Source organism: Micromonospora deserti, assembly GCF_003236335.1.
In the GTDB taxonomy this organism is placed as follows: Bacteria; Actinomycetota; Actinomycetes; order Mycobacteriales; family Micromonosporaceae; genus Micromonospora; species Micromonospora deserti.
The window spans coordinates 1-24,513 of the sequence record NZ_POUB01000023.1 but is presented as its reverse complement, the minus strand read 5'-3'; the positions used below and the strand labels follow the sequence as shown (position 1 = coordinate 24,513).

The window sequence follows — 24,513 nt, the reverse complement described above, 5'->3', positions numbered from 1 at the left end:
GGTTGGATCTCTCCTACCGGTTTTTGCTCAGCCACGCCTCAAGGGTCAGCAACTGCGGGTACCGCTCGCGGAGCGCGGCGATATCGGCCTGGTACCCCTTCTCGTTGAACCAGTCGAACATGTTCGCCACCTCCTCGGCCTCGATCCGCAGCTTCTCGATGGGCTGCCGCTCGAAGCGAGTCGGGATGCCGTCGACCTTGGTGAACACCTCGGCGATCTGCCGCACGGTCAGCTCGTCGCCGGCGATCTCGATCTTCTTGCCGATGAACTCGGCCGGCTTGTCGAACGCGTCCGCGGCGATCCGGCCGATGTCGATCAGCGCGATCATCTGCAGCGAGGTGTCCGCGTCCAGCGCGATCGAACCAACCCGCTCATCGTTCTCCGTTTCCGGCACCATGTTCGCCCAGTTCTCCATGAAGAACACCGGCCGCAGCACCGTCGCGGGCACGCCGACGGCATCGATGTGCGCCTCAATCTCCGCCTTGGTCTCGAAGTGCGCGACGGCGGACTTGCGCTCGGCGCCGCCAACGGAGCTGTAGACCAGGTGCGCGACGCCCGCGGCTTTGGCCGCGTCCGCGACGTTCTTGCCCTGCCGCACCTCGACTTCGGGGTGTGGGTCGGCCAAGTCGGCGGGCTGCACGCTGAAGACGCCGTGCACGCCCTGCGCTGCCGCGCGCAGCGACTGCGGGTCGCCGAGGTCGCCGGTGACCAGTTCCGCGCCGAGCGCCTTGAGGTCCTTGGCCTTCTGCTTGTCCGGGTCACGGACGAAGGCGCGCACCACCCAGCCGTTGTCGAGCAGCCTGCGGGCAACGGCACCGCCCTGGCCGCCAGTCGCGCCCGTGACCAGGACGGTCTTCTTGTTCGACACTGCGAGATCCTTCCAACGATGTCATGGTGAAGCCGGCCCCGTGCGGAGCCGGCTGGGGTGGGGGATGCTCCGGGTAAGCCGATCACGGGGCCGCCCTGCGACGCCCCCACCTTCCAGACCGGCCCGATCGAGATCGACCGGTGGAAATCGGCATCACCGTCTCGGCCAGCGTTTGATCATGCTGCTCAGCAGGTCCGGACTCGCCGTGGTCACGATGAGGCACAGAGTCGGGTGAGCGGGCGGGTGCGGGAAGCTGTCCCGCGACGATCGCGGCGAGTGAGAGCCCGAACCCCACGAGTTGGATCGGGCCGAGTGTCTGGCCGAGCAGGATGGCGCCGAGAACGGCGGCGACCAGCGGCGAGAGCAGGGCGAGAACCGCGACAGAGGTGACGGGCAAGGTGGTGATGCCGTGGAACCACAGGGCGTAGGCGATCAGGCCGCCAACCAGACCCAGCCAGAGGTAGCCGAGGGCGGCGGTCGGGTTGATTGCGGGAGGTGGTCCCTCAACAAGAAATGTGACGGGCACCAGGAATAGACCTCCTGCGGTGAGTTGCCAGCCGGCGAAAGCGGTGGGACTGGCCTCGGCGGGCCGTCCCCAGCGTTTGGTGAGCGTCACGCCAAGCGCCATCGTGGCCGCGCTCGCCAGCCCCGCCACGATCCCGACGATGTCGAGTGCCGCGTTCGGCCCGATCACCACCAAGCCGACGCCGACGACGCCCGCCACGCCCCAGAAGAGGCGCCAGACGGAGGGGCTGTCACGGAGGACTGTCACGGCCAGGACGGCGACGACGAGCGGCTGGGCCGCCGCCAAGGTTGCGGCAACGCCTCCTGGCAGGCGTTCGGCCGCGATGAACAGCAGTGGCAAGAACAGACCGATGTTCAGCACGCCGAGCACCGCGGCTTTCCCCCACCACGCTCCAGGCGGCAGCGTCCGGGTGATCGCCAGCGCGATCAGGCCTGCGGGCAACGCACGCAGGAGTCCTGCGAACAGTGGGTGTCCCTGCGGGAGAAGCTCGGTGGTGACGACATAGGTCGTGCCCCACACCGCGGGAGCGAGCGCGGTCAGGGCGGTGCGAGGCAGATTTCCATGGGGAGCACCTCTGCTGGCTCCGCTGGAACCCCTCGGTGCTGCTGGACTTGTCACACTCGCAGTCTCACCTGGTAATGATCAATGAGTCCAACACATGTTTGTCACCTCATCGATCACGCTGCAAGATTGATCGATGGAGTTCCAGCAGATGCGCTACGTCGTCGCCGTCGCCGAGACGAACAGCTTCACCCGGGCCGCCGAACGATGTCTGGTTGTCCAGTCCGCCCTGAGTCACCAAATCGCGCGGCTGGAACGGGAACTTGGCGCGAGGCTTTTCGAACGCACCAGCCGCCGGGTGCGGCTGACGCCGGCCGGTGAAGCGTTCCTCCCCGCCGCCCGCCAGTGTCTGGACGCCGCCGAGCGCGCAGCCGCCGAGGTCGCCGCGGCTGTCGGAGAGATCCGCGGACGGCTCGCCGTGGGCCTGATCCCTACTGTCGCCGCGGTCGATATCCCGGGTGCGCTGCGGGACTTCCGCCAGCAGTACCCGCATGTGCGCATCAGCCTGCGGGTGGGTGCGAGCGAGGACCTCGTCGAGCAGGTCAAGCAAGGAGCCACCGACGTGGCTTTCCTCGGGCTGCCGACCACAGCGCGACCCCAAGGTGTCGCCGCCCACGAACTCGCCCGTGACCGACTCGTCGCTGTGGTCGCGCCGGACCATCCACTCGCCGACAAACCAGTGGTCAACCTTCGCAGGCTCTCTACCGAGGTATTCGTGGACCTTCCGGCCGGGACAGCCGGACGTGCCCAATCCGACCAAGCCTTCTCAGCCGCTGGTCTCAGCCGTGACGTCGCCTTCGAAGTGACCACCGCAGACTTCATCACTCGACTCGTCGGGCAGAACCTCGGCGTGGCCATGCTCCCCTCCGCCTACACGCCTCAGCTCACCGGCGTAATCACCATCGAGGTCGCTGACGCGCCGGCCCGCGTCGAGTACGTCATCTGGAGCCGCTTCAGCCGCACGCCGGCCGCGACCGCCTTCCTCGCCAATCTTGACATCCCAGCCACGCTCGACACGGAATGAAACCGGCACGCCTCGTACAGCCTCCTCGGATTGTCCGCCACGAGTGCGGCAGCTCCGCCCCACCCGGCCGTGCGGTACATACCCCTCACCGAGGCCCCAGACATCACCACCGTCGACCAACCCGCCGGATTGATCGTGCTCACACTCAGCGGCCATCGTCTGCTCGGCATGACCCGATTCCTCGACAACCAGCTACCGCACCACTTTGAACCGTCGCGCTGTACGTAGGTCGACGCGTGCGCTGCCAAGCGGTGGTCAAAGTCGGGACACGCTGGACCAAGTCCACGGCCAGGCTCGGGTCATGACGGCCGCCCGCCAAACTGCCAGTTGTGCACCTCGATGTGGGCGTACCGACCCGGGGCCAGCACGGCGCGTGCCTTGTCCGGATCCGGCGCCCGGACTAGCACCGCCGTACCCAGCCAGGTGGCGCCGTCGTCGGACAGCAGCGGCCCATACGCGATCAACTCGTCCCGGTCGGGCGGCACAGCGAGGTCGGCGGCCTGCCCCGCGCCGAGGCCGAGCACCAGGTACCGACTACCACCGGTCCGGCCTCCGGGGAAGTCCCACATGGTACGGCCCAGAGTGTTGCGCCACCGGCGCAGCAGCACGTCCCGGTACACGCCAGCCTGATAGTTGGGCTCGTCGAAAGCGAACGCGCGCGCGGCGGCGGGATCGGGCAGGTCGACGATGTGCAGGCTGCCAGTGGGCGTGTCGCCGTCGACGGCAAGGGTCGGGCCGCGAGCGATCATTTCTCTCGAGTATCGGTCCATGTAGGACCAATGATCTTTCAGCAACTCGTCGCGCAGCCCCACCGAGCTGGGCCGGTCACGGTGGTAGCAGAAGAACCATACCCCAAAGTATGACCTCCGTGACAGACACCAACGCGGACCACCCGGAACTCAAACTCCTCTCCGGCGGGCTCGTCCCGGTGGCCTCCGGCACCGCCACGACGGGCCCGCGCGGAGCATCGAGGCTGATACCTACCTCATCGAGTTGGGCCCGGATGGTGTGGTCGCGTGCAGGGGCACGGTGACCTCGAGGTTGCTCAGTGCGAGAGCGGCTGGCTGATTGTTCGCGCGCCAGGTCGGTGTGTCGGTTGCAGTCAGTTCGAGCTTGAGCTGGTGACCGATGGGCAGTCGCCAACCGGTCGGCCACAGTTGGCAGGTGACCTCCTGCGCAAGCCCGGTGCTGCCGGTGACCCGAAGTACCGCCCTCGTGATCAGAGTCTGCGTACCGGCGGCCGGGTCGACGTCGAACAGTCGAGCCGCGAGTTCGGCGTCCGTACCGATGAGTGTCGCCGTCACACGTACCACCGGGGCGCCCACGAGCGTGCCGGCAGTCGGCGGGCGAAACGTCCACGTGGCCACGCCTGGGTCGCTGCCGACGGCGGCCGTGCGACAGCCTGAGTTCAGGATCGGGTCCAACCCCGCCGACTCCGGTCCGGGTACGAAGGTGTTCGCGGTCGTGACCCGCGCGTCGTCGCGGAACGTCCACACGCTGTTCGCGAGGTTGGCAAGTCGATCGGCGGAATAGCTGCTGACGTCTCGGTTATCCGCACACTGCACCGGATTCAGGGTGACCTTCGGTGCCGTCGGCTCGGCGCCGGCGAGAATTTCGTGCAGCCACCGGTTGGCGGCGTCGTTGGCGGTCTGCCAAACCTCAGGCGGATTGCCGGCATAGGAGTGGCCGACATCGCCGAAGAGGGCCCACACGGGGTAGCCCGGCCGGGCTTTCTGCAGCCTGGTGAGCATCTGGGTGGCCTGGATGCCGGGGAACAGGGGGTCGGTCAGCCCTTGGATGGCGTAGACGGGCACCTGCGCGGACGCTGGCGGCACCGGCATGGCGTAAGCCGAGCGGAACTGCTCCAACTGCGCGATGGCCTGAGCCACGAGCGGATTGGCCTGGTAAGGCTCGCCGGCGGTGATGGCGGCGAACCAGCCAGGCAGGTTCGCGCTCGGGTCGTGCGCCGCGTATTGCGCGGTGATCTGGCCGGCCGCGTATAGGCCGTCTACATAGGACTGCTTGGCGACGCCGACCGGGTCCTGGTGTGGCAGATCGGCCGCAGTGCCGGACAACCCGTCGGCGGCCCGCCCGTTGTCGATCAACGCCTGAGCGAGATCGGTCCATCCGTACTGCGGCACGGCGGCGGCCAGCCGAATCGGTGTTCCCCGCGGTGAGGACCACGAACGAGTCGTGCCGTCGGGCTGGAGAACCCGGTCCTGGGCCATGGCGAGCAGCCATGACTGCCCGCCGCCGTACGATCCGCCGGTGACCACGACCTGGTCGGGCCTGGCGATGGCGGCGTCGACCAGCAGGCCGGTCAGGTACTGGGTATCGCGGATTTCCCAACGCCGGTCCGACAGGTGCGTCCAACTCGCCCGGCCGGCGCAGCGCGGGTCGGCGGCGTAGGTGTAACCATGCGCCGGATCCTGGCCGCAGGAGCGACCGAAGCCGCGGGCGGTGTAGTTGAGCACGGCGAATCCGTGGCTGGCGAACCAGGCGTTGTTCCAGTGCCAGGTGTTCCTGCCGTTGCCGGCCAGCGACGTGGACTCGTAGTCCGCCTTCGAGCCACCCCAGCCGTGCAGCATGACCATCAGCGGGAGCGGGCCAGGAACGTTGACCGGGATGGACAGGTCGACGTCCAGTGGCGTGCCGTCGAAGCTCGCCACGCGCCCGGAACACACGAGGTAACCCCCGCCGCCAACGGGCGAGACCTGCCCTGCGGTGGCCAGGCCCAATGAGCAGTCGTCGGCCGCCCGGGCGGGCGTCGCGACCAAAGCGGTGCCGGACATTGTCAGGATCGCCGCGAGCAGCGCGCCGGCCCGCCGCACTGAGCCACGAGATTGACCTCTGAACATACCGCCACCCACCTTTGCCGCCGGCATCGAACCTGCTGTTACTGATATCGGTATCCGCCGACTGACCGTTACCGGCGACAGCTGGTGGTAGCTGACGATCTGGCCCAGGAGGTTCTGGCGAACGCGTACACGCAGTCGCGGTAGGTGGTGGCGGCGGAGGACCGGCAGGCTGTCGGAAATGTGGGATGCCTACCGGGTCCCGGAGCGCAACCGGAACTGGGTGGCCACCGGGCTGAGGCCAATACGCCTATACCACCGACCTGACCCGGGGCCTCGACGTGCTCACCGTCGACCTCCCCAACACCGACAGCACCTCAGACCCAAGCCCATCCTTTCGGCCATCGTCATGTCCAGCACGAAGACCCAACCCCCATCGCCGTACGCCGTGGCGGCCGGCGGGCTAAGGTTCATCCTGCTGTTGTCCGGCTTGCTGCTGGTCGGCCGCCTGTTCCGCTCCCGGACACGCTGAGTCTCGATCCCCAACCCATCTCACAGCCACGGAGGAAGCCGTGTTCCGAACCCGACAGACAAGACTGGCGGCGCTGGGCTGTGCCGCCACGCTAGCCCTGGGGGCCGTGGGAATGCCGGCCGCTAGCGCGGCCCCCGGCAACGACACCCTGAGCCTCGACGCCGCGGCCGTGCCGGTCGGGCTGTCCCGCCTGCTGGCCTCGGGCAACCTGACCGGGCGGGGGATCGCGACGTTCGATGCCGTCCCGACGAGCCCGCAGGTGCAGGCGCTGAACGCGCTCGGGCTGACCGTGCAGCCGATGCGCCATCTGCCGCTGGCGCTGGTCAGCGGCTCAGTGGACGGCATGCGTGCCGCGGTGACCACCGGTGTGGCCGCCGACGTATATCCCGACGAGCCGATCCAGTTGCTCGACACCGCCTCAACCGACGTCATGGGCACCGCGCAACTGCGCGCGGCCGGGCTGACCGGCGAAGGAGTAACGGTCGCGGTCGTCGACTCGGGCTGCGATGCCACCCACCCGGATCTCGCCGACCACGTCGAGCACAACGTCTCGCTGGTGAGCGCGGAGTACGCGAACATTCCGCCCGACTCGTCCAACACGATCGTCGTCCCGATGGACAAAGGTCCCTACAGCAACACCGACATCGGCGGTGGCCACGGCACTCACGTCGCCGGAATCATCGCCGCCGACTCCAGCAGCGTGACCGATGGCAGCAGGTATGGTGTGGCGCCGGATGTCATCGTGGACTGCTTCGCGATCGGCGAGGTCCTGTTCACGACTGCCGTCGTAACGGCGTACGACTACCTGCTTGATCAGGACGGCATGTGGGGCGTCGACGTCATCAACAACTCATGGGGCAACAGCTATCGGCAGTTCGATCCGCGTGACCCGGTGGCGGTGGCAACCAAGGCCGTCGCCGACCAGGGCGTGACCGTCGTCTTCGCCGCCGGCAACTCGGGAAGCGACAACGCGGAGCTGAGCCTCAACCCGTTCTCGCAGGCGCCCTGGGTCATCTCCGTAGCGGCCGGCACTCTCGACCGCAAGCGCGGCGACTTCTCCTCCAACGGGCTGGTCTACGACAACTCCCAGCCGACGGGGATAACCGCAGGCGGCCACACCGTCTACACCGGCGACCGGATCGGCGTCGTACACCCTGACGTGACCGCACCCGGCGTCCGCATCTCCTCGACGTGCGACTCCCTCGGCACCGTCATCGGCCCCTGCACGCCGGGCAGTAACGCCACCGCCTCGGGCACCTCGATGGCATCGCCGCACGTGGCGGGCGCCGCCGCCATCCTCAAGCAGGCCAACCCCGCGCTCACCCCGGACCAGGTGCGCCTCGCTCTCCAGGCCACTGCCTCCCCCGTCGCCACCGACGACGGCGCCGCGCGGCTACCGTTCTGGCAGGTCGGCTACGGGTACGTCAACCTCGACCACGCGGTCGCCCTGGTGACCGGGAAGAACTGGGCCAAGAAGCTGGCCACGGCCGCGGCCCAGGCTGACGCGAGGGTCCTCGCCGAGGACGGCCGCCAGGTACTGCGTGCCGACTTCTGGACCTACGACGCGCCCCGGGCGACGGTGGCCGGCACTGACAACCACACCTACGTCGCCCCGGTCGGCACCGGGGTGACCGCACTCAAGGTAACGCTCTCCCACCCGTCTCTGGCCAGCGTGGGGATCAACGGCGCCAGCTACGTCGTCACGGTCACCGACCCGCACGGCCGGGTCGTGGGTACGACGACAGAGACCTTCACCCAGGGCGCCGGCACGGCGACCGCGCTCATCGACCTCGCCGCGGTCGGCGCGGGAGCCGGTGACTACACCTTCGCCGTTTCCGGCCGGTACGCCGCGTCCGACCCGGACACACTGGATAGTGACTCGGCCCTCGGGCGGATGGTGACCCTTCACGTCGCCCAGCTGGGCATCGACTGACCGGCTGCTGACGGCGTCCGCTCGCATCGGTTCGGCTGACTACCCCGATGGCCGGTCACTGCAGGTGGCCGGCCATCGGCTCGTTCACTCCGAGTGCCTAGGTTGGCGCCGAGCCGTGGCTGAAGCACGCGCAATGCCGGGCATTCGAATGTGCCCCTGTTCGCGCTGCCCACCGCCATCCAGTGGGAGTCCCTGCCCCAACAGCTCGGGGCGCCTACCCGCAGGTGAAAGTTCTGGTCGACGACGGCAATGTCGGGACGGGATAGAACGGGCGGTTCTCGGTCAGGTGCGCCAGGGCGGCGTTGTCTCACCGGTTAACCGTCGCGACGTAACGTCGGTCATCGCCCAGAGGATCATCGTCCGGGAGCGCTGCGGCAGCGTCTCAGCCGGCCGACGGTAACAACAGTTCAAGATCGGTACCATCCGGCATCGGATGCCCACTGAGGGGCCCCGAACTCAGGCCGGTTGAGTGTCTCGGCAAGGCGGTAGAGGCGGTGGTCCCCCCCTTCGAGCGAGTCGATCTTGAAGGGTGCCCTGCCGGCGAAGCCGGTCGCTCAGCCATGCGGGCGGAGGTGGATATCTAGTCCGCTCGTCCCCGGCGACTCCACGCCCGGCAGCAGCCGCATGTCGCGGCCGTAGTCGCCGCCGCCGAGCGACCGATACGCGACCGGCTCGTCCGTGAAGAGCCGGTCGAGCCGTCGGCCGTACTCGCGCTTCGCCGCAGCGAACCGCTCTTGCGAAACGTTGAGCGCGTCGTACACGGTGAACGGTTCGAGCGGCACCATGCCGGTGAACCAGAACAGGCCGTGCTGGATCGGGTAGAGAACGTCCGCCAGCCGCCCGTGGATGCCCCGGTCGGAGAACGCCGGTTCCCGGGCACCGATCGTCACCGACACCAGCGCCCGTCGCCCTGTCAGTGCGCCCTCACCGTAGGGCGGGGGAACTGCCGGGCCGTGGGCGAATTCGTAGGTGAACACCCGGTCGATCCAGCCCTTCAGGATCGCTGGCACCGAGAACCACCACATCGGGAACTGCAGGATCACGGCGTCCGACCACCGCAGTTTGTCCTGCTCTGCCGCGATGTCCGGTGACAGTCGTCCCGCCAGCGTGGCCTGTCCTGAGACGGCCAGCACGTCCAGCCGTCGGTCCAGGGCGTGGTCGGGGAAGTCGTCGGCGTCCACCGCCGCCTTCCACTTCATCGCGTTGAGATCGGACACCTGTACCTCGTGCCCTGCCGCGCGCAGTTCCTCAACCGCGAAGGCGGCCAGGGCGGCGTTGAGCGAACGGGGCTCGGGGTGGGCGGTGACGATCAGGATCTTCTTCCGCTGCTCCGGCGTGGCTTCGGTCATGCTGTCACGTTCCCCCTGGCGTGGCCGGGTAGCCAGCACCCGGTCCAACCGGCGGAGCAGTGGTCCTGGTACTGCGAGGACCAGCATTAACGCCACGCATACTTGATTCTATGGACGGCGTGGAGCACATCGAGCGCGCAGACGGGGTCGACAACCCCAGTGAGAATCTCGACCAAGTCGGCCGCGTTGATCGCATTGGCGGGGTTGGCGACACGCGGCGGGCGCTCGGCGGCTTTCTGCGTGCCCGCCGGGGGCGCGTGGCGCCGGAGCATGTCGGGCTCGTCGGCGGCCGTCGCCGGCGGGTGCGCGGGCTGCGCCGCGAGGAGCTGGCCCAGCTCGCCGGGATCAGCGTGGACTACTACGTACGCCTCGAACAGGGTCGAGCCACCCAGCCGTCCCCCGAGGTGCTCGACGCACTGGCCAGGGCCCTCGACCTCGACGCGGCAGAGCGCAAGCACCTCGCCACCCTGGCCGCCGCGAGGCGCGGCCCCGCGCCCAGGGCGCGGGTCAGCCCCCTGCTGCGGCGGGTCCTGGACGACATGGCCCACTTTCCGGCCTTCGCGACGAACGACCGCCTCGATATCGTGGCCTGGAACAGGCTGGGCGCCGAGTTGTTCGGCGGCCTGGCCGACCCGGGCCGCCGCGATCGGAACCAGGCCAGATACCTCTTCCTCGACGCCGCCTCCCGGGTCGTCTTCCCCGAGTGGGAGGACAGGGCAGGGGAGGCCGTGGGCCAGCTGCGGGTCTCCGCAGGGCGTTACCCCGACGACGCGGAACTGGTCGCGCTCATCGCCGAACTCTCCGCGTGCAGCGCCGAGTTCCGGCGGATCTGGGCCGCCGGCGGGGTGGTGATGTGTGGGGCGGGGCGCAAGCGGCTGCGGCATCCGATCGCCGGACTGGTCACCCTGGACTACGAGACGCTGCACGTGCCGGCCGCGCCTGGCGAGACGGGCTTGATCGTGCACGTGTTCAGTGCTGAGGAGGGCAGCCAGGAGGCGGTCGCCCTCGCCCGGCTGGCCACGGCCGTAGCGGACGTCCGCGAGTCACGCGCCGGATAACCCACCGCGAACCGTCATGACACGTCATGCTGGTTCGCGGTAGGTCAGTGGTCAGTCGGTGGCGAAGGCGCTGACCCCGGTGCGGCGTCACCTTTCCGGCCAGCCTTCGGTCGCGTACCGGCTGCCACAGATCTGATGGCGGTTGCCACCTGCGGGGCCCCACGGACCGCCGATCGGACGGGCTCGGCGTTGCGATACCGTCAAGGCGCCCACACCGGCGTCGAGCAGTCCGCGTCCGCCGGCTGGCGATGGTCCAAAGGGCGCCCCACTAATCCAGGGAGATACCGATGCCGGAGCCTGAGCCCGTTCAAGACAACCACGCCGAGGATGCCGACACGCCAACCACAGCCGAGACTGAGACCGACGAGCCTGCCGATTATCCAAATCGGGCTGCCCGACGCGCGAAGGGCAAGGTCGCCTCGCCTCAACCGTATGGAAAGGGCCAGCGCCTCGGCGGCCGGGGCTCGGTCCAGAGCCCGCGCCAGTGGGGTAACCGCCGAAGCGGCTGATCCGTCGATGGAGCCTTCGTCGGCACCCGACTCCCGCCAGTCCACGGCGATGGTGGATGGGGGGCAGCGCGGTATCCGCACTTCAACGGCCTCAGCCAACCGAAAGGATGATCGTCGCTGCTTGCGCCATGCGGATGCGCGGCCTGCCGTTGCCGCTGCCGAGCCCCGTACTGCACCTTCTGCGTCGCGCCCGAATGCCCGTAGGCCGTGCCGGTGTCGTGACCGGCACCGAATAATGGCGCCTTCTGCCTGCCGCTCGAAATCCGGTTCTGGCTATGCTGTCCCCGAATACTCGCTGATGAATTTGTTAAGGTTCTTCCTGCGGCGCTCGCGGACGGTGGTGAGGCCGGCGACCGGTAGCGAGCAGGTGGCGGCGTTGGGTGGGCTTTGATATTGAGCCTGGTGCGTGTCGATGCTCGTTGTAGTGCGTGACGTACGGCCAGGTTCGTCAGCAGTGCCGGGCGTGGTGGATCAGGAGCCCACCGAGGCACTCGTGCCGTACCGTACGCACCCGTCTCTCCGCGTACGCCTGCGGCGCTAGCGGCACGCACGAATGTCGATGCATTCAGAGGTGAAGACCGCGACGAACGCGGGCCTGAGCTTCGCGTCGCGGTCACGGATCACCTATTCGCCGGAGGGCGACAGCCGGCAACGACCGGTCCGGGACATCGTCTCCCTGTCAGCGACCTTCGCGACCGGCCATGGCCGGGGGAGTGCGGTGTCATTCTCCGCTGAGATGGCGATCACTGCCGATGGCGCCCCTCGCCTCGTCGGGCGAGCTACCCTTCCACCGCTCTCTTGAGCGCCACGACACGACCCCCGCGGTCTACCGTCGCGACACCCATGAACCAAACCGGAGAGGCCATCACGATGAGCAATCCCATCGATTACGACGCACCGCGCCGACCCGCCGTTGAGGTTGAAGGCGACAGCCTGGAGGAGCTCAAGGCGCGCGGTGCGGCGTCGCAGTCAGCGAGAGTCGACCTCGACGAGGCCGAGGCTGCCGAGAACTTCGAGTTGCCCGGCGCGGATCTGTCCGGCGAGGAACTGACCGTGGCGGTCGTGCCGATGCAGTCGGACGAGTTCCGGTGCGCGCGCTGCTTCCTGGTGCACCACCGCAGTCAGCTCGGCGCGCGGCCCGACGGCCGGGAGGTCTGCCAGGAGTGCTCCTGACGTCCACTGTCACGGCGCACCATTTCCCGCCACTCCGGACGACCACCCAGCCATGCGTCGGCGAGGATCTCGGCAGAGGTTCGACTCGGACAGGGGTGTAGCTTCGACCGGCCTGCGATGCCGCCGGTCTGCGCCTCTACTTCCCATCGCTGGCCGTCGGTGCGGATGTAGACGTCGCGACGCCCCCGCGGACTCCGGTCCCCGTTCCACCAGTGACGCTCGATTCTCACCTGCTGACCGTATAGCACGCCTGCGGAAAGACGAACCAAGATGATCTTGGGAAGACGGTCGGTGTGATCGGGACACCACGAATTGTGGACGAGAGTTGGGAGGCCTGACCGGGCCGGCACAGGACGCATCCGCGGAGCGCAGCCTTCGCGACGCACGCGTATGCCTTCTCTGAGCGGGTGCCGGCGAGCGCATCCACGGACCGATCGAGGCGATTCAACAGCGCGCCGACGGCGACCACGTTCGGCCGCCTCGGCGCGCGTACCTCCCAGCCATTTAGTCACACCCCAAGCAGGTCATGTCATGAACTGTCCGACTCTCATCGCCGCTGCCGAGACGGGCAGCGCCCACACCGTGGGCTGTTGCACTGGGGCGACCATCCCGGCCGGGGTCACGATGGTGCGGCGATCGCGGGTCGCGGCAGCACCCTCGACGGGACACGTTGATCGGGATGGCCGGCGCGACGATGTATGGGGGCAAGGCCGAGCGGCCGTCCACCGCCGGCCGCCCCATCCGGTGGTCCGGTCGTGGACACGTGTTGATCCACCCGTACAGGACGTCGGTGCCTGCGACGTGCCGAACCGGCACGCGTGGTAGCCCTTACCGGCTGGGCTCCGTGGCGTCGTGATGCCTAACGAGCGGCGATGGGCGCGGTCGTCGGCTTCCGGTCGGCGTCACCCTCGACACGGAACGGAGTGCGCAGGCGGGTCATCGCAGCCGAACTTACGTCGACGGCCGGTGTGCGGTCGAAAGGCGCATCTGCTCCCGGTGCTTCACGGAACAAATTCGAGTCATGCGCGGTTACATCAGTCAACAGCTGCTCCAAGTTTGCGCGCCAACGCGCGACTCACCCGCTCGCACATGCACGCGGGTGCGGAAAATGAGCGGGGCGTATCCGGCCGCTCGCCGGGGGCGTTGGATCCCTTTCGCTCGGCCCGCCGAACCCTAACCCAAAAGGCCATCGTGTATGGCTTGGGTCGGGTGCGGGTAGATTGATCAACCAGTCCGCCGGTTCCGACCACGGCCTGCATCTGATATCGACCACCACGCGCCGCGACCAATCGGTCAGCGCCGTGCAGGGCGACCCCTTCCACGTTCGGAGACTCCCATGGCGGCACGTCGCCCCAGCATGACACCCCATGTCACACCCACCTCCTTCGCCGACCTCGGCGTGCCCGGCCGCCTGGTCGCCGCGCTCGAGCAGGCGGGTATCAGCGCGCCGTTCCCGATCCAGGCCGAGACGCTCCCGGATTCACTCGCTGGACGCGACGTGCTGGGTCGTGGCAGGACGGGATCGGGCAAGACATATGCCTTCGCTCTCCCGGTCCTCGCCCGGCTCTCGGCCGCCACGTCTCCGCGGCTGCCCGGCCGCCCGCGCTCGCTTATCCTGGCGCCCACTCGCGAGCTGGCGACCCAGATCGAAGCGACGATCGCACCGCTGGCCACCGCGCTGTCGCTGCGGACCCTGACGATCTTCGGTGGGGTGAGCGCGCGGCCACAGGTCGGTGCACTGCGTGCCGGAGTCGATATCCTCATCGCCTGTCCCGGCCGGCTCGCCGACCACGTGTCGACCGGCCACGCGATCCTCGACGCCGTCGAGGTCACGGTGCTCGACGAGGCGGACCACATGGCCGACCTGGGCTTCCTGCCGGTCGTACGGCGAATCCTCGACAAGACGCCGCGTCGCTCCCAGCGGCTGCTGTTCTCGGCGACGCTCGACGCGGGCGTCGACGTCCTCGTGCGGCGGTACCTCTCCAACCCAGTCACCCACAGCGTCGACTCGGCGATGCCCCCGCTCGCCGCGATGACCCACCACGTGCTCCGGGTGCGTCACGATGACCGGCTCCCCGTCCTGATCGACCTGACGGCCGCCCCGGGGCGCACGCTCGTATTCACCCGCACCAAGCGGGGCGCCAAGAAGCTGGCCAGTCAACTGGTCGCCTCGGGCGTGCCCCGCCGTCGAGCTGCACGGCAACCTGGCGCAAAACGCCCGTACCCGCAATCTGGCGGCGTTCTCCGCCGGCGACGCCCGCACGCTTGTCGCGACCGACATCGCGGCGCGCGGTATCCACGTCGACGATGTGGCTCTCGTGATCCACGCCGACCCGCCCGCCGAGCACAAGGCATACCTGCACCGCTCGGGGCGGACCGCGCGTGCCGGGGCGAGCGGCACCGTGGTCACCCTGATGACCGACGACCAGGTCACCGACGTGCGCGACCTCACCCGCCAGGCCGGCATCAACCCGACGATCACCCGGCTTGGGCCCGGCGACTCGCTGCTCACCGAACTCGCCCCGGGCGAGCGCCGCTTCGTGGCGCCTCCCGTAGCGACGACGGCGCCGAATCACGGAGGAGGCCACAGCGCCACGCGGCGCTCGGATCTCCGCACAGCGACGGGCGGATCGACCGCCAGCGCAGTGCGCGGGAGAGGCTCGGAAAGTCGTCGGGCGAGTGCGGGAACCACATCCGTGCCACGGGGCGCGGCCGCATTCTCTTCCGGCACGCGGGTTGGTAGTCGGCGCGGTCAGCGCTGACAGCGAAGACACGCGCTGGCGGCGCGTCCGTGCTAGCCTCACGGGGTTGCAACCTTCGGTTTGTCGCATACTTTGCCAGCGCCTGGTGGGTATCTAACCCGCCAGGCGCTTTTTGTTCTGCCGGTTCTTCCGGAACAGCAGCGGCGACAACCGAGGGCCCGTACGTGCTCCATCAGCTACTCAGAGGAGAAGACATGGCAACCGGGACAGTCAAGTGGTTCAACGCGGACAAGGGCTTCGGCTTCATCGCGCAGGATGGTGGCGGCGCTGACGTCTTCGCCCACTTCTCCGCCATCTCATCGAGCGGGTTCCGCAGCCTGGACGAGAACCAGCGGGTCGAGTTCGACGTCGAGCAGGGCCAGAAGGGCCTTCAGGCCGCCAACATCCGTCTGATCTGACGTTGACTCCGCCAAGCCGTGGCGGCGAGGCCTCGCCCGTCGCCACGGCGGTGGCTGAGACCACAGACCGGCGACTGCCGGTCCGTTCCGATACCGCGGTCCTCCCAGGCCTCGAACCGCTGGTGTTGCACGCGCTGTCCGCCCCCGAGTGCGCGGCCGGGACCGCCAGCATCGACCGGCTCCGGCTGGCCCCGGTGCCGCTGGTGCCAGAGGTGCGACTGCTCACGGCTGAGGACGCGATCGTCCTCTGGGCACGGCTCGAAGCCGAGGCGGGGCACGTCCTCCCGCCGCCGTTCTGGGCGTCGGCCTGGAGCGGCGGGCAGGGTCTTGCGCGTTACATCCTCGATCATCCGGACATCGTGGCCGGTCGCCATGTCCTCGACGTCGCATCCGGCTCCGGACTGGTCGCCATCGCCGCGGCGATCGCCGGCGCCGCCGGGGTCACCGCCAACGACATCGACCCCTACTCGATCGCGGCGATCAACGCCAACGCCCACGCCAACGGCGTCGAGCTGACCCTGTCGTCGAGTGACCTGCTTGACGGCGACGGCGACGGCGTGGATGTGGTGTTGGCCGGTGACGTGCTCTACCACCCGTCTGTGGCGGCCCGGATGCTGCCGTTCCTCGCCCGCGTCGTGGCGAAGGGCGCTCGGGGCCTCGTCGGCGATCCGGACCGGGGCCACCTTGCCCATGACCGGCTGGAGCGGGTGGCGACCTACGAGGTGCCGATGAGCAGCGCTCCGGAAGACGCGCAGCTTCACCTGACGAGCGTGCTCAAGCCACGACGCGACCAGGTGGACGACCGGCGGGCCGGGCCACACGGCTGCGGCGTGCATCCCATGACTGCCGTCCGGTGAGTGAGCCCGAAGACCGGGCCAGCGCGTGGGGGGCTTGCATCGCCTCCCAGACCTGCCCGTTCATGCTCTGATCCTCGACGTACCCGCGTGGGTAGACGCCGTCGAGAGCGGCGGAGGTGATCGAGTCCAACGTGGCGAAGGGCGTCACCGGTACGCCCCGCGCGGCGAGCCAATCTGCGAGCAGACCGGTCACCTGGTCCCACGGGCCGTAGTGCCGGCGGCGGGGTCCGCCAGGCCACCGGTCCCAGCAGGGCCACTTTCACTGGGTAGTCGGCTCGGCGAGCTCGGTCGGATCGAGACGCAGGGTCGCGAGCAGCCCGGCGTGCCGAGCTGGGTCGACCTGCTCCGGCAGCTCCCGCTCGACCCAGTCGGCCCTGGTGTGCTGGCCGCGCCGACGCAGCGCAGAGACGATCGTGTGCCGGGCGATTGTCATGGTCTGCTCCTCGTGATGATGGTGGAAAAGATCGCGGGTCCTCCGCTGTCTCGGCAGAGGTGCTGTCGGCGCGGGCGCCGGTTCCACCGGCGTAGACGTCCCGGCCCGTGCACCGTCTGTCATGGGGGCAGCGACGGCGCCAACGGCGGCGGTGGCGGTGCGGAGGCGGCCGCCCTCGCCCTCCCAGGTGCGCCTGCCCGCGCTGTCGACCCTGGCGTCGGACAGCTTGCCCGCGGCGGCGAGCAGCTGCGGAGTATGGACCAGGTTGCCGGTGGTGGCGGCGAGCGCCATCGCCGCCTCGGCCAGGTCGACCGCGGTCTCCGGCGGGACGATCAGCAGGTCGACCCGGTCGTCGTTGAGGCAGATCGCGGTCAGCAGGCTGGCGGGCTGACTGGTGAAGTAGCCCAACCGCAGGACCCTGCCGCCGACGGCCAGGAGGCGCGGCTTGCCGTCCCAGATCCCGGCGTTGAGGACCAGCCGGATGATCGGCCCGTGCAGCAGGTCTATGGCGAGGACGAGGCCGGGCAGCTCCACGAGCGGATCAGTCGAGCGGGGCCACCAGCCCCCGTCGAGCAGCGTGCGCGGGGACCGGGTTGATTCGATCCGTAGGCGCGACGTCGATGGCGGCGATGGGGGAACGTGGGGGTTTGAACGTGGCGTCATGTCCGATCCTTATCGCCGTGACTGCTGCGTAGCGGTGGGGTCGTGCGCGGAATCGCGTCATGCGCCGAGCGGGGTGCCAGTTCGCCGGCCCCACCCGGGCCGGGTCGTCGACTGCTCAGCCCAGCCTCAGCGGTGGAGCCGGTGCAGCTAGGTGATGCGGACGGTGCCGATCACCATGGCGACGATCGCGAGCGCCGCAGCCCGGAAACCGATCCGGGCTGCGCCGGCGCGGGCCAACGGCACCCGAGCCGGTGGGAGGTGGGGACTCGGTCCTGATGCTTTCAAGGTGGGAGGGCGGTCGGGCGGGCCACTGCAGATCGGGCGCGGCCGGGTACGGACCTGGCATCCCCTCGGGCAGAGCCGGCGTGGCGGGCACCTCGGGAGGGGATGTCGTCGATTCCGGGATAGCCCCCAGCCTACGCCTCTCCGGGCCAGTCTGCTCGGCGTCGCCCCGATATAGGCCCGAGGCTCGTCCCGAGCGGTCAGGGTCGACCCGCAGACCCCACCAGCCCCAACCCTGGCGCCTTGGCGCGCATCGCGGCCAGCGCCAGCGAATGCGCCGGCCCGGACTCGCCGCCGGAACCGGCGGCCGGCAGCCAGCATCGCCTGAACGCTGTCGGGGAGTTCGACCACGCTGGCGGCTGGTGCGTAGACGTGACTGGCGTAGCCGCCGGCCAGCGTCAGCGCGACCACCCGGCGGCCGCGCCACCATGTCGGGACGTGCGGCCGACGGCATCGACGACGCCGGTAACGTCCCACCCAGGGGTGAACGGCGGCGCGGGCGCCCGTCCGGGATTGCGGCCGGCGCGCATCAGCAGGTCGGCGCGGGCGACGCCGGCGGCGCGGATCCGCAGGTGGCCTGGAGCGGGCTCGGGCGCGTCATCGGCGTGAGCGCCCAACACGTCTAGCCCGCCGGTGCGTGTGACTACGACTCGCAGGCGGAGGGTCACGCCGGGTCTCCGGGTCGGGCGCGGAGATACACCGCGGCCATGATGAGTGAGCCGGTTGCGCCGATGAGGCTGCCGATGCCGATCCGGTCGTCGACGGCGTAGGACGCGACAGCGGTGACGAGTACTCCAGCAGCGAAGCAGTAGGCGCCGAGGAGCGCCGGCGCGGCGATCCGGCCGGGCAGCGCGGCCGCGACCAGCAGCGCTGCGCACAGGATCAGGTCGGGAACGAGGAAGGGGTTGTCGGCGCGCCAGGAGTTCGTCGGAAAGAGGAACCCGAATGTGCCGAGGCTGAGCAGGACGGCGGCGATCCGCCCGATCATGAGCGTCGTCATGTCTACAGCGTAGACAAAAGTTCACGGCTATGTCTACGGCGTAGATGCGTTCTGGCAGAATGGACGTATGCCTCGACCCGCCACCTTGACCGCCGATCTCATCACGGCAGCGGCGCTCAAGGTTGGGGACCGCGAAGGCGTTAAGGCTATGAGCATGCGCCGCATCGCCGCTGAACTCGGCTGCGACCCGATGTCTCTCTACCGGCACTTCCCGGATCGCCAGGCGCTGCTCGATGCCGTCGCCGACCTGGCCCTCGCCGACGCCCGCGATCCCGACCCCGGCGAGTCGTGGGAGGCGCGGCTCGTCGCTGTACTCACGTCGATTCGGTCGGCGGCGCTGCGCCATCCAGGCATCGCCGCTCACATCGCCGGGCGCCCGCCTCTACAGCGTCATGGTCGCCGACTCGCTGCGGCGATCATCGGGGCACTCGCGGAGGCCGGGCTGCCGCCGGCGGACGTGATCCGGGCGACGCAGGCGCTCATTGCGTATCTGGCGGCGGCCCTCGCGATGAGCCTACAGGCCGGGGAACCTGACGCGCGTTGGCGCGAGTTACGGGCCGCGATCGCCGCGCTGCCGGACGCGTTGCCTGACGACGCCCTGCCAGTGACCGGGTCCGACGACCAGTTCGGATACGGACTCGGGCTGCTCATCGCAGGCATCCGAGTCGAGGCAGAACACGGGAGGGAGCGGTGAACGGGCCGCCAGTCCAGGCCTAACCGGTCGCTACGAGGGCAGATCGCGCCGAACATGCCCCCGGCCGTCCTGCCATCGGCTAGATGAGGATGCCGCGCCCTCGCGTCCGAGAGGCCTCGATATAGACGATCTTCGTGATCCAGGAAAGTATGTCGACCAGGGTGCCGGCGAAGCCGACCGAGATGCGCATGACCCCTTCGACGTTGGGTGTCCACGCCCGGTCGCCGGCGAACACGCCCGGCCCGCCCAGGCGCACCCGGTCGGGAGCAGCATCTTCGCGGGTCACCGCCTGAGTGCAGCCGGCGGGCGCAGTGTAGGCGCCACCGGAGGCAGTGACGCCGATCAGGGTGGAACAACTCACGGTGCAACCTCCAACGGAAGTACGAGATCGCCGGCCTTTGTGGGCGGCGGTGAGAGTTCCGGGTCGGATCTACCTGGTGCGAGTTGGGTCCGACGCGCACATATGGCGACGGCATGCGGGCCTGTTTCTCACAGAGATCGCGTCACTGCGCGTGCTCGGCGAGAAGATCACGGTGTTGAACGACGACCCGGACCGTCTCGAGCGGGAGGCCCCTGATCAGGTATTGATCTGGTGCTGGGTCGCCGCGGACGGCCCACCAGCCGGCCCCGACCCGACCGAGCAGGCAGAGCGCGCCTTCGGGCTGTCGTTCAGGTTGCCCAGTGGATGGCTGCTGCCTTGGCAGCGATGAAGCCTGTCTGGGCGGGCCGCGATGGAGCGCGCCGGCATTGCGTGTACAGGGTTCGAGGAGGTCCCGAGCCGATCGGCCCCGCTGGATGACGGCCGGTGCTGGTAGCCGGGCGAGGATCTGGTCATCCAGATAGCGAGTGCGAGGCGGGTCCGTCGAGAGGTGGGCGGCGTGGTTCCGGGCAACAGCAGACCAGCCCAGCGCGCGATCCGTATGAACCGTCACGCCGAGGCCCGATGTCAGAGAGCGAACCCGCGCACCGGGTGACGTGACTCGTCAGGCAGGCGGATTTCCGCCGATACGGCGGCCCAGCCGATCGCGGCCATCCATGCCTCCCGAGCGGGACCGTAGCCGAGCAGGTTGACCTGGGGGCCGTCACCGAACACGACGGACCGCCGGAACGGGATGTGGCGTGCGCCGCCGGGCTCGCTCACCTCGATGCGCCATCCTGTGCAGTCGCTGTCGTCGTCGACGATCAGGTGGCGTACGCCATGGATGTCGCTTGCGAAGTGATACGCCGGAAGCGGTTGCGTCGGCTCATTCACGTTCCCAGTCTGACTGAGGAGGAAGGGCCCATGCTGCAGGGCCCCGGCGATGTCGTGAGCGTCAACGTACTCCCTGACCGAGGCCGGTCTGGGTCGCAGTCCTACTGGCGTGACCGGTGGTTCCGATCACGGGTGGGCCAGGTCCAGTTTCAGGCACCGTTGCATTGAGGGTTGGCATGATCGAGGCGGGCTTGAGCGGTGGCGGTCCCCTGGGTGCGCGGTGAACCGCCGGCTCCCGTGCATCCGCTTCTGTCGATGTGATTGCACGGCGGCTCGCCGACTCAGCTCACCCTTCGGTCGCGATTGCCGCGATGGCGGCGTGTGGCCGTTGAGTGCCTTCGCTGGGCCGCTGCAGACGCTCAACTTCCGTGAAGCCGGCTCGCGCCAGTCGCTCGGAGAACTCGTCAACGGGCCATCGATAGGCGGTCACGACCTTGTGGTCGAAGGCGGCGACCTCGTCACCTACGAAGAGACCAAGCACTAACGTTCCGGCCGGGGCCATTACTCGCCGGAACTCAGCGAGCACGCCGTCGAGATCTTGCGGCGGCAGATGGATCAACGAGCCCCAGGCCAGGATGCCGGCGATGGAGTGGTTGGCAACGGCGAGATTTTCCATCGACCCGAGTTGGTAGCTACCACTCGGGTGGGCTGCCTGCGCATGGGCGATGAACTCGGGGACTATGTCGATTCCCGTTGCGTTGACGCCCAGCGAGCGGAGGTAATCGGTGATATGGCCAGGCCCGCAGCCCAGATCGAGCACCGTGCCAGGTCGGCCCGCCAGATGTCGCCCGATGAAGGCGAGGTCGTCGGCGTGTACCTGCTGGCTTGTACCGAACAGCTCGATGTAGAGCTCCGCGATGGACGCATATGCCTGCCGGACCTGCTCCATGGTCACCACGCGACTGTACGGCTCTCGGATTGGCAGAGCAGGCGGGCCAGCGCGGGGCGCGCGTCGATTCTCGCGGTGCCCGCATCCGGCGATCCGAGGGCAAGGTCAGATCAGCACATCCGCGAAGCGCTCGTCATTGGAGGTAACGGTAACCGGCTCGCGGGTGCTCGCATCCGGTCGTGCCGAGATGAGTGCGGCTGCCCTCGAAGGGTGAGGCCGAGGGCCGGGTCCGGTGTCAGTACATGCTCTTGGCGTTATCGTCGTCGAATGCCCGAGCTGATCGCACCCACCGTCCGCCTGCATCCCGCCTGGCTCGAGGCGCACGCGGAGTGGGGTTCCGGGCAGCACGAGGACGGTTTCGGGCTGCGGCCGTCCGATGAGGTGGACTCACCGGTCGGGTTCGCGGCCTGGGTGGCGCGGCTGACAGCCCAGTCGGACCCGGCGTGGGCGATCGACGCCGGCAAAGTGCCTTGCGCGTATCGATGGATTGTGGAGAGCGATCGCGTGCTCGGCGGGATCGCGCTGCGGCACGGTAACAGCGACTACGTGCTGTGGGCCGGCCACATCGGTTACGGCATCCGGCCGTCCGCGCGCCGGCGGGGGCTGGCCACCTGGGCGATGGGTCGGATGCTCGACGAGGCGCGGGTGCTCGGCCTGGATCGGGTGCTGGCTGTCTGCGCGGTCGACAATGTCGCCTCGGCGAAGACGATCGAGCGGTGCGGCGGCGTCTTCGAGGGCATCCGGGACACCAAATTTGGCCCCGTCCGGCGCTACTGGACCGAGCTTTAGCGATGAGGTCAGGTGCGTGCTTCTGCCGCGAGTCGTGCCGTCTTGCCGACCCGACCGGATCTGCCGATGTCTGCGCATCCGATCATGCTGGCCAAGCGTCGAGGTGCGAGTCGCCCTGGCAGCAGTGCAGTAGATCAGCCAGGCGGCACCGGGTGCGCACGTCTTGCTCCAGGATGCGAGCAGGCGATCACCGTCGTATCCGGTTCGCCGCTGGTTCATCGCCAGAAGGGTGTGTTGCTTCCCGTCGTCACTTACGCGGGCGTCGGTCATCCGCGGATTTCACCACTCCAGCCAAAGCGCAGATGGTCCTCGAAATGACAGATTGGACGTCCAGGGAGGAGTTTTCGAGACGAGGTTGAGCGTCGGGAATGCGCGCGAGAGAACGCTAAGCGCCTCGGCCGCCTGGGCGCGAGCCAGTGATGCGCCGGGGCATGAGTGAATGCCCCGGCCGAAGGCCAGGTGTTTCCGCGACGCGGTCTCCATGGCGAACTTCGGTCCTTGTTCGAACACTGCTGGGTCACGACCCGTGGCTCCGATACTGAGCAAGACAGTTGCCTGCGCCGGTATCGTCGTGCCCGCCAATCTGCACACTCGTGTGGTCTTTCTCCGCCAAGCAAAGATCGGCGGCTCAAGCCGCAGAGCTTCCTCTATGGCGAGGGGGGCAAGGCCGGGATCAGTGGCGATCCTTGCCCATGTGCCTGCGGTGGTCCCAAGTAACAGGACAATGTTCCCCAGGAGCCGGGCTGTCGTCTCATGCCCCGCGAACGACAGCGACGAGATGATAGCCACCACCTCCGACTTGCCAAGTTTGTCGGGGTTGGCTCTGGAGAGCTGTACGAGATCATCTACAAGATGATCGCCGGTGCCGAATACCCACCTATCTTCGACGAATGCTTTACAGTATTCGCGCAGATTGGCGAGACCTTTTGCGGCCGCCACCTGTCCCGCATCATCCAATCTACCCCAGGTCAGCATGAGCCGGTCATGGCACCAGCGCCGCAAGTGTTCGTGATCATTTCTAGGGAATCCAATAAGCGAGAAGATTGCCTCCGAGGTGAAGGGTGAGGCGAAATGCGAGATAAACTCGGAGAAACCGCAAGAATCATGCATCGCGGCCGCCAGGTTGGATGCGTCCAGCTTCGCGCGTTCCCGCATGATGGCGATTCGCTTGGGAGAGAGAGTCCGAACAAATGCTGATCGGAGTCTCGCATGGCCCTCCCCGTCTGAACTTGAGATGGTGGGCGCCGTGTCGAGGTGAACCTGGTTCAGGACCTCCTCAGCGGATTCACACAGGGGCACGACAGGGTCTTGTGAGGTGCCGGCCGAAGAGAACTCCGATGGCCTCATGAGAACGTCGCGAACGTCCTCGTAACCCAACACCATCCATAGGTCAAGGCTTGGCGCATACAAAACGCTGCCGCGCTGTCGCGCTGCAGCCAGCCAAGGATGCGGATCCTGACAGTAGTCAGGGGATAGAAGGTCGATGGGACCGAAGCCGGCGGTAGAGGAGTTATAGGTCATCATCGACTATCCCCCTTCTCAGGCTTTCGGCCTCGGGAAGCCGGGAAATCCTTCCGCGGACCTGCGTCGAACAAACCTTGCCGTCGGATACATGGTTGCTGTACTGATCAGCGCGTAAAGCCATCGAGAACAAGCGGACCGCAAAGTGATAGAACGGACTGCTCGGGCTTGCCGCCAGACAGGGTGCGTCACGGCCGTGGCTACTCTCGCTGTACAGCGTTATAAAAGCGATTCTATCCGTGATCACTAAACGGCCGACGGTGGGAAAGTCGACATTTACCAAATGTACGTTGGTGCGTCCGCGAGTGCGCTTCCTCAGATACTCGCTGTTGCTCTTCACCTGTTCTGCCAGTAAGTTTCCACCAAATCCCGGGTCGTAACGAGCGGCTTCCTCCTCGTGATGCGTGAGCCACGAAGGGGAATCCGTCCGAGTGAAATCGGGTAGAACGATACTTACTCGCTCCTTAGCCGCGACTTTGTCCCACAAGCCATCCAGGTTTCCGGACACCAGTTCGTTTCCTCGGGCCGCCAGAATCGACACCCACCGCGCGCCGAGCACCGCGGCCGCTACGTCTTTCGCGGCAGCTGCCTGAGTCGGGTACATGCGGATCGCCCCAACCCCCGCCATCCGCCCCAGCGTCGAGC

At 68.1% G+C, this 24,513-nt stretch carries 22 protein-coding genes and 1 pseudogene; 10 read left to right on the top strand and 13 right to left on the bottom strand.

The window, feature by feature from the left end; genetic code table 11:
- Window positions 1–13: 13 nt before the first annotated feature.
- Window positions 14–868, bottom strand: a complete 855-nt coding sequence (locus C1I99_RS06210; protein ID WP_111133241.1) for an NmrA/HSCARG family protein — start codon at window positions 866–868, stop codon at window positions 14–16.
- Between the two features lie 82 nt (window positions 869–950).
- Window positions 951–1,934, bottom strand: coding sequence for an EamA family transporter (locus C1I99_RS06205; protein WP_267897480.1), 984 nt, complete (start codon window positions 1,932–1,934; stop codon window positions 951–953).
- A gap of 157 nt (window positions 1,935–2,091) precedes the next feature.
- On the opposite strand from C1I99_RS06205, the gene C1I99_RS06200 reads away from it, so the two are divergent.
- The gene (locus tag C1I99_RS06200) at window positions 2,092–2,979 is read left to right on the top strand and encodes a LysR family transcriptional regulator (RefSeq protein ID WP_111133240.1); all 888 of its coding nucleotides are present in this window, start codon (window positions 2,092–2,094) and stop codon (window positions 2,977–2,979) included.
- Between the two features lie 299 nt (window positions 2,980–3,278).
- Here C1I99_RS06200 and C1I99_RS06195 read toward each other — a convergent pair whose 3' ends face one another.
- Both C1I99_RS06195 and C1I99_RS06190 read right to left on the bottom strand, forming a co-directional pair.
- Window positions 3,279–3,854: a YciI family protein gene (locus C1I99_RS06195; RefSeq protein WP_111133239.1), complete on the bottom strand. Its 576-nt coding sequence runs from the start codon at window positions 3,852–3,854 to the stop codon at window positions 3,279–3,281.
- Between the two features lie 105 nt (window positions 3,855–3,959).
- Window positions 3,960–5,810, bottom strand: a complete 1,851-nt coding sequence (locus tag C1I99_RS06190) for a S15 peptidase family protein (RefSeq protein ID WP_158554008.1) — start codon at window positions 5,808–5,810, stop codon at window positions 3,960–3,962.
- A 608-nt stretch (window positions 5,811–6,418) separates the two neighbouring features.
- On the opposite strand from C1I99_RS06190, the gene C1I99_RS06185 reads away from it, so the two are divergent.
- On the top strand, window positions 6,419–8,239 hold the full coding sequence (locus C1I99_RS06185) for a S8 family peptidase (protein ID WP_146603904.1): 1,821 nt from the start codon (window positions 6,419–6,421) through the stop codon (window positions 8,237–8,239).
- A 554-nt stretch (window positions 8,240–8,793) separates the two neighbouring features.
- Here C1I99_RS06185 and C1I99_RS06180 read toward each other — a convergent pair.
- A complete protein-coding gene (locus C1I99_RS06180; protein ID WP_111133236.1) occupies window positions 8,794–9,588 on the bottom strand; it encodes an NAD(P)H-dependent oxidoreductase in 795 nt (264 codons plus the stop codon).
- A 110-nt stretch (window positions 9,589–9,698) separates the two neighbouring features.
- Here C1I99_RS06180 and C1I99_RS06175 point away from each other — a divergent pair, with 110 nt between their 5' ends.
- The 5 genes and pseudogenes from C1I99_RS06175 to C1I99_RS06150 all read left to right on the top strand — a co-directional run bounded on the left by C1I99_RS06175 (window position 9,699) and on the right by C1I99_RS06150 (window position 16,345).
- Window positions 9,699–10,646 (top strand): helix-turn-helix domain-containing protein, encoded by a 948-nt coding sequence (locus C1I99_RS06175; RefSeq protein ID WP_111133235.1) that lies wholly within the window; start codon window positions 9,699–9,701, stop codon window positions 10,644–10,646.
- A 1,352-nt stretch (window positions 10,647–11,998) separates the two neighbouring features.
- Window positions 11,999–12,328 carry a DUF4193 domain-containing protein gene (locus tag C1I99_RS06170; protein ID WP_267897479.1) on the top strand — a complete coding sequence of 110 codons (330 nt, stop codon included), beginning with the start codon at window positions 11,999–12,001 and terminating at the stop codon, window positions 12,326–12,328.
- A 1,336-nt stretch (window positions 12,329–13,664) separates the two neighbouring features.
- A pseudogene (locus C1I99_RS06160) lies at window positions 13,665–15,090 on the top strand (DEAD/DEAH box helicase).
- Between the two features lie 194 nt (window positions 15,091–15,284).
- Complete coding sequence (locus C1I99_RS06155; protein WP_111133234.1) at window positions 15,285–15,488, top strand: cold-shock protein; 204 nt, start codon at window positions 15,285–15,287, stop codon at window positions 15,486–15,488.
- A gap of 122 nt (window positions 15,489–15,610) precedes the next feature.
- A complete protein-coding gene (locus tag C1I99_RS06150) occupies window positions 15,611–16,345 on the top strand; it encodes a class I SAM-dependent methyltransferase (RefSeq protein WP_438941384.1) in 735 nt (244 codons plus the stop codon).
- Between the two features lie 259 nt (window positions 16,346–16,604).
- On the opposite strand, the gene C1I99_RS06140 is transcribed toward C1I99_RS06150, so the two are convergent.
- From C1I99_RS06140 to C1I99_RS06130, 3 genes are all read right to left on the bottom strand, one after another.
- Window positions 16,605–17,441, bottom strand: coding sequence for a DUF5994 family protein (locus C1I99_RS06140; RefSeq protein WP_233512360.1), 837 nt, complete (start codon window positions 17,439–17,441; stop codon window positions 16,605–16,607).
- Window positions 17,442–18,121: 680 nt separating this feature from the next.
- The gene (locus C1I99_RS35155) at window positions 18,122–18,343 is read right to left on the bottom strand and encodes an alcohol dehydrogenase catalytic domain-containing protein (protein WP_438941385.1); all 222 of its coding nucleotides are present in this window, start codon (window positions 18,341–18,343) and stop codon (window positions 18,122–18,124) included.
- Between the two features lie 44 nt (window positions 18,344–18,387).
- Window positions 18,388–18,723 (bottom strand): hypothetical protein, encoded by a 336-nt coding sequence (locus C1I99_RS06130; RefSeq protein ID WP_111133231.1) that lies wholly within the window; start codon window positions 18,721–18,723, stop codon window positions 18,388–18,390.
- 85 nt (window positions 18,724–18,808) lie between these two features.
- On the opposite strand from C1I99_RS06130, the gene C1I99_RS06125 reads away from it, so the two are divergent.
- The gene (locus tag C1I99_RS06125; RefSeq protein ID WP_158554006.1) at window positions 18,809–19,417 is read left to right on the top strand and encodes a TetR/AcrR family transcriptional regulator; all 609 of its coding nucleotides are present in this window, start codon (window positions 18,809–18,811) and stop codon (window positions 19,415–19,417) included.
- A gap of 79 nt (window positions 19,418–19,496) precedes the next feature.
- Here the strand turns inward: C1I99_RS06125 and C1I99_RS32240 are convergent, their stop codons facing one another.
- Entirely contained in the window at window positions 19,497–19,778 is a 282-nt protein-coding gene (locus C1I99_RS32240) for a hypothetical protein (RefSeq protein WP_146603903.1), read from the bottom strand.
- A 151-nt stretch (window positions 19,779–19,929) separates the two neighbouring features.
- Between C1I99_RS32240 and C1I99_RS06120 the strand changes: the two genes are divergently transcribed.
- Window positions 19,930–20,127: a hypothetical protein gene (locus C1I99_RS06120; protein WP_111133229.1), complete on the top strand. Its 198-nt coding sequence runs from the start codon at window positions 19,930–19,932 to the stop codon at window positions 20,125–20,127.
- Between the two features lie 236 nt (window positions 20,128–20,363).
- Here the strand turns inward: C1I99_RS06120 and C1I99_RS06115 are convergent, their stop codons facing one another.
- Window positions 20,364–20,669, bottom strand: a complete 306-nt coding sequence (locus tag C1I99_RS06115; RefSeq protein WP_111133228.1) for a hypothetical protein — start codon at window positions 20,667–20,669, stop codon at window positions 20,364–20,366.
- A 286-nt stretch (window positions 20,670–20,955) separates the two neighbouring features.
- A complete protein-coding gene (locus C1I99_RS06110) occupies window positions 20,956–21,564 on the bottom strand; it encodes a class I SAM-dependent methyltransferase (protein ID WP_111133253.1) in 609 nt (202 codons plus the stop codon).
- Between the two features lie 261 nt (window positions 21,565–21,825).
- On the opposite strand from C1I99_RS06110, the gene C1I99_RS06105 reads away from it, so the two are divergent.
- Window positions 21,826–22,347: a GNAT family N-acetyltransferase gene (locus C1I99_RS06105; RefSeq protein ID WP_111133227.1), complete on the top strand. Its 522-nt coding sequence runs from the start codon at window positions 21,826–21,828 to the stop codon at window positions 22,345–22,347.
- Between the two features lie 279 nt (window positions 22,348–22,626).
- Here C1I99_RS06105 and C1I99_RS06100 read toward each other — a convergent pair whose 3' ends face one another.
- The gene (locus C1I99_RS06100; RefSeq protein ID WP_111133226.1) at window positions 22,627–23,871 is read right to left on the bottom strand and encodes a cytochrome P450; all 1,245 of its coding nucleotides are present in this window, start codon (window positions 23,869–23,871) and stop codon (window positions 22,627–22,629) included.
- Window positions 23,858–24,513: hypothetical protein (locus C1I99_RS32235; RefSeq protein ID WP_233512359.1), on the bottom strand; the 656-nt coding region annotated here is incomplete at its 5' end. The genes C1I99_RS32235 and C1I99_RS06100, both read right to left, overlap by 14 nt.

Coding starts and splice junctions, on each gene's coding strand:
- C1I99_RS06130 (WP_111133231.1), bottom strand. CDS start 18,723: ATGACGACGCTCATGATCGGGCGGATCGCCGCCGTCCTGCTCAGCCTC.
- C1I99_RS06105 (WP_111133227.1), top strand. CDS start 21,826: ATGCCCGAGCTGATCGCACCCACCGTCCGCCTGCATCCCGCCTGGCTC.
- C1I99_RS06200 (WP_111133240.1), top strand. CDS start 2,092: ATGGAGTTCCAGCAGATGCGCTACGTCGTCGCCGTCGCCGAGACGAAC.
- C1I99_RS06180 (WP_111133236.1), bottom strand. CDS start 9,588: ATGACCGAAGCCACGCCGGAGCAGCGGAAGAAGATCCTGATCGTCACC.
- C1I99_RS06175 (WP_111133235.1), top strand. CDS start 9,699: ATGGACGGCGTGGAGCACATCGAGCGCGCAGACGGGGTCGACAACCCC.
- C1I99_RS06140 (WP_233512360.1), bottom strand. CDS start 17,441: ATGACGCCACGTTCAAACCCCCACGTTCCCCCATCGCCGCCATCGACG.
- C1I99_RS06185 (WP_146603904.1), top strand. CDS start 6,419: ATGCCGGCCGCTAGCGCGGCCCCCGGCAACGACACCCTGAGCCTCGAC.
- C1I99_RS06155 (WP_111133234.1), top strand. CDS start 15,285: ATGGCAACCGGGACAGTCAAGTGGTTCAACGCGGACAAGGGCTTCGGC.
- C1I99_RS06170 (WP_267897479.1), top strand. CDS start 11,999: ATGAACCAAACCGGAGAGGCCATCACGATGAGCAATCCCATCGATTAC.
- C1I99_RS06100 (WP_111133226.1), bottom strand. CDS start 23,871: ATGATGACCTATAACTCCTCTACCGCCGGCTTCGGTCCCATCGACCTT.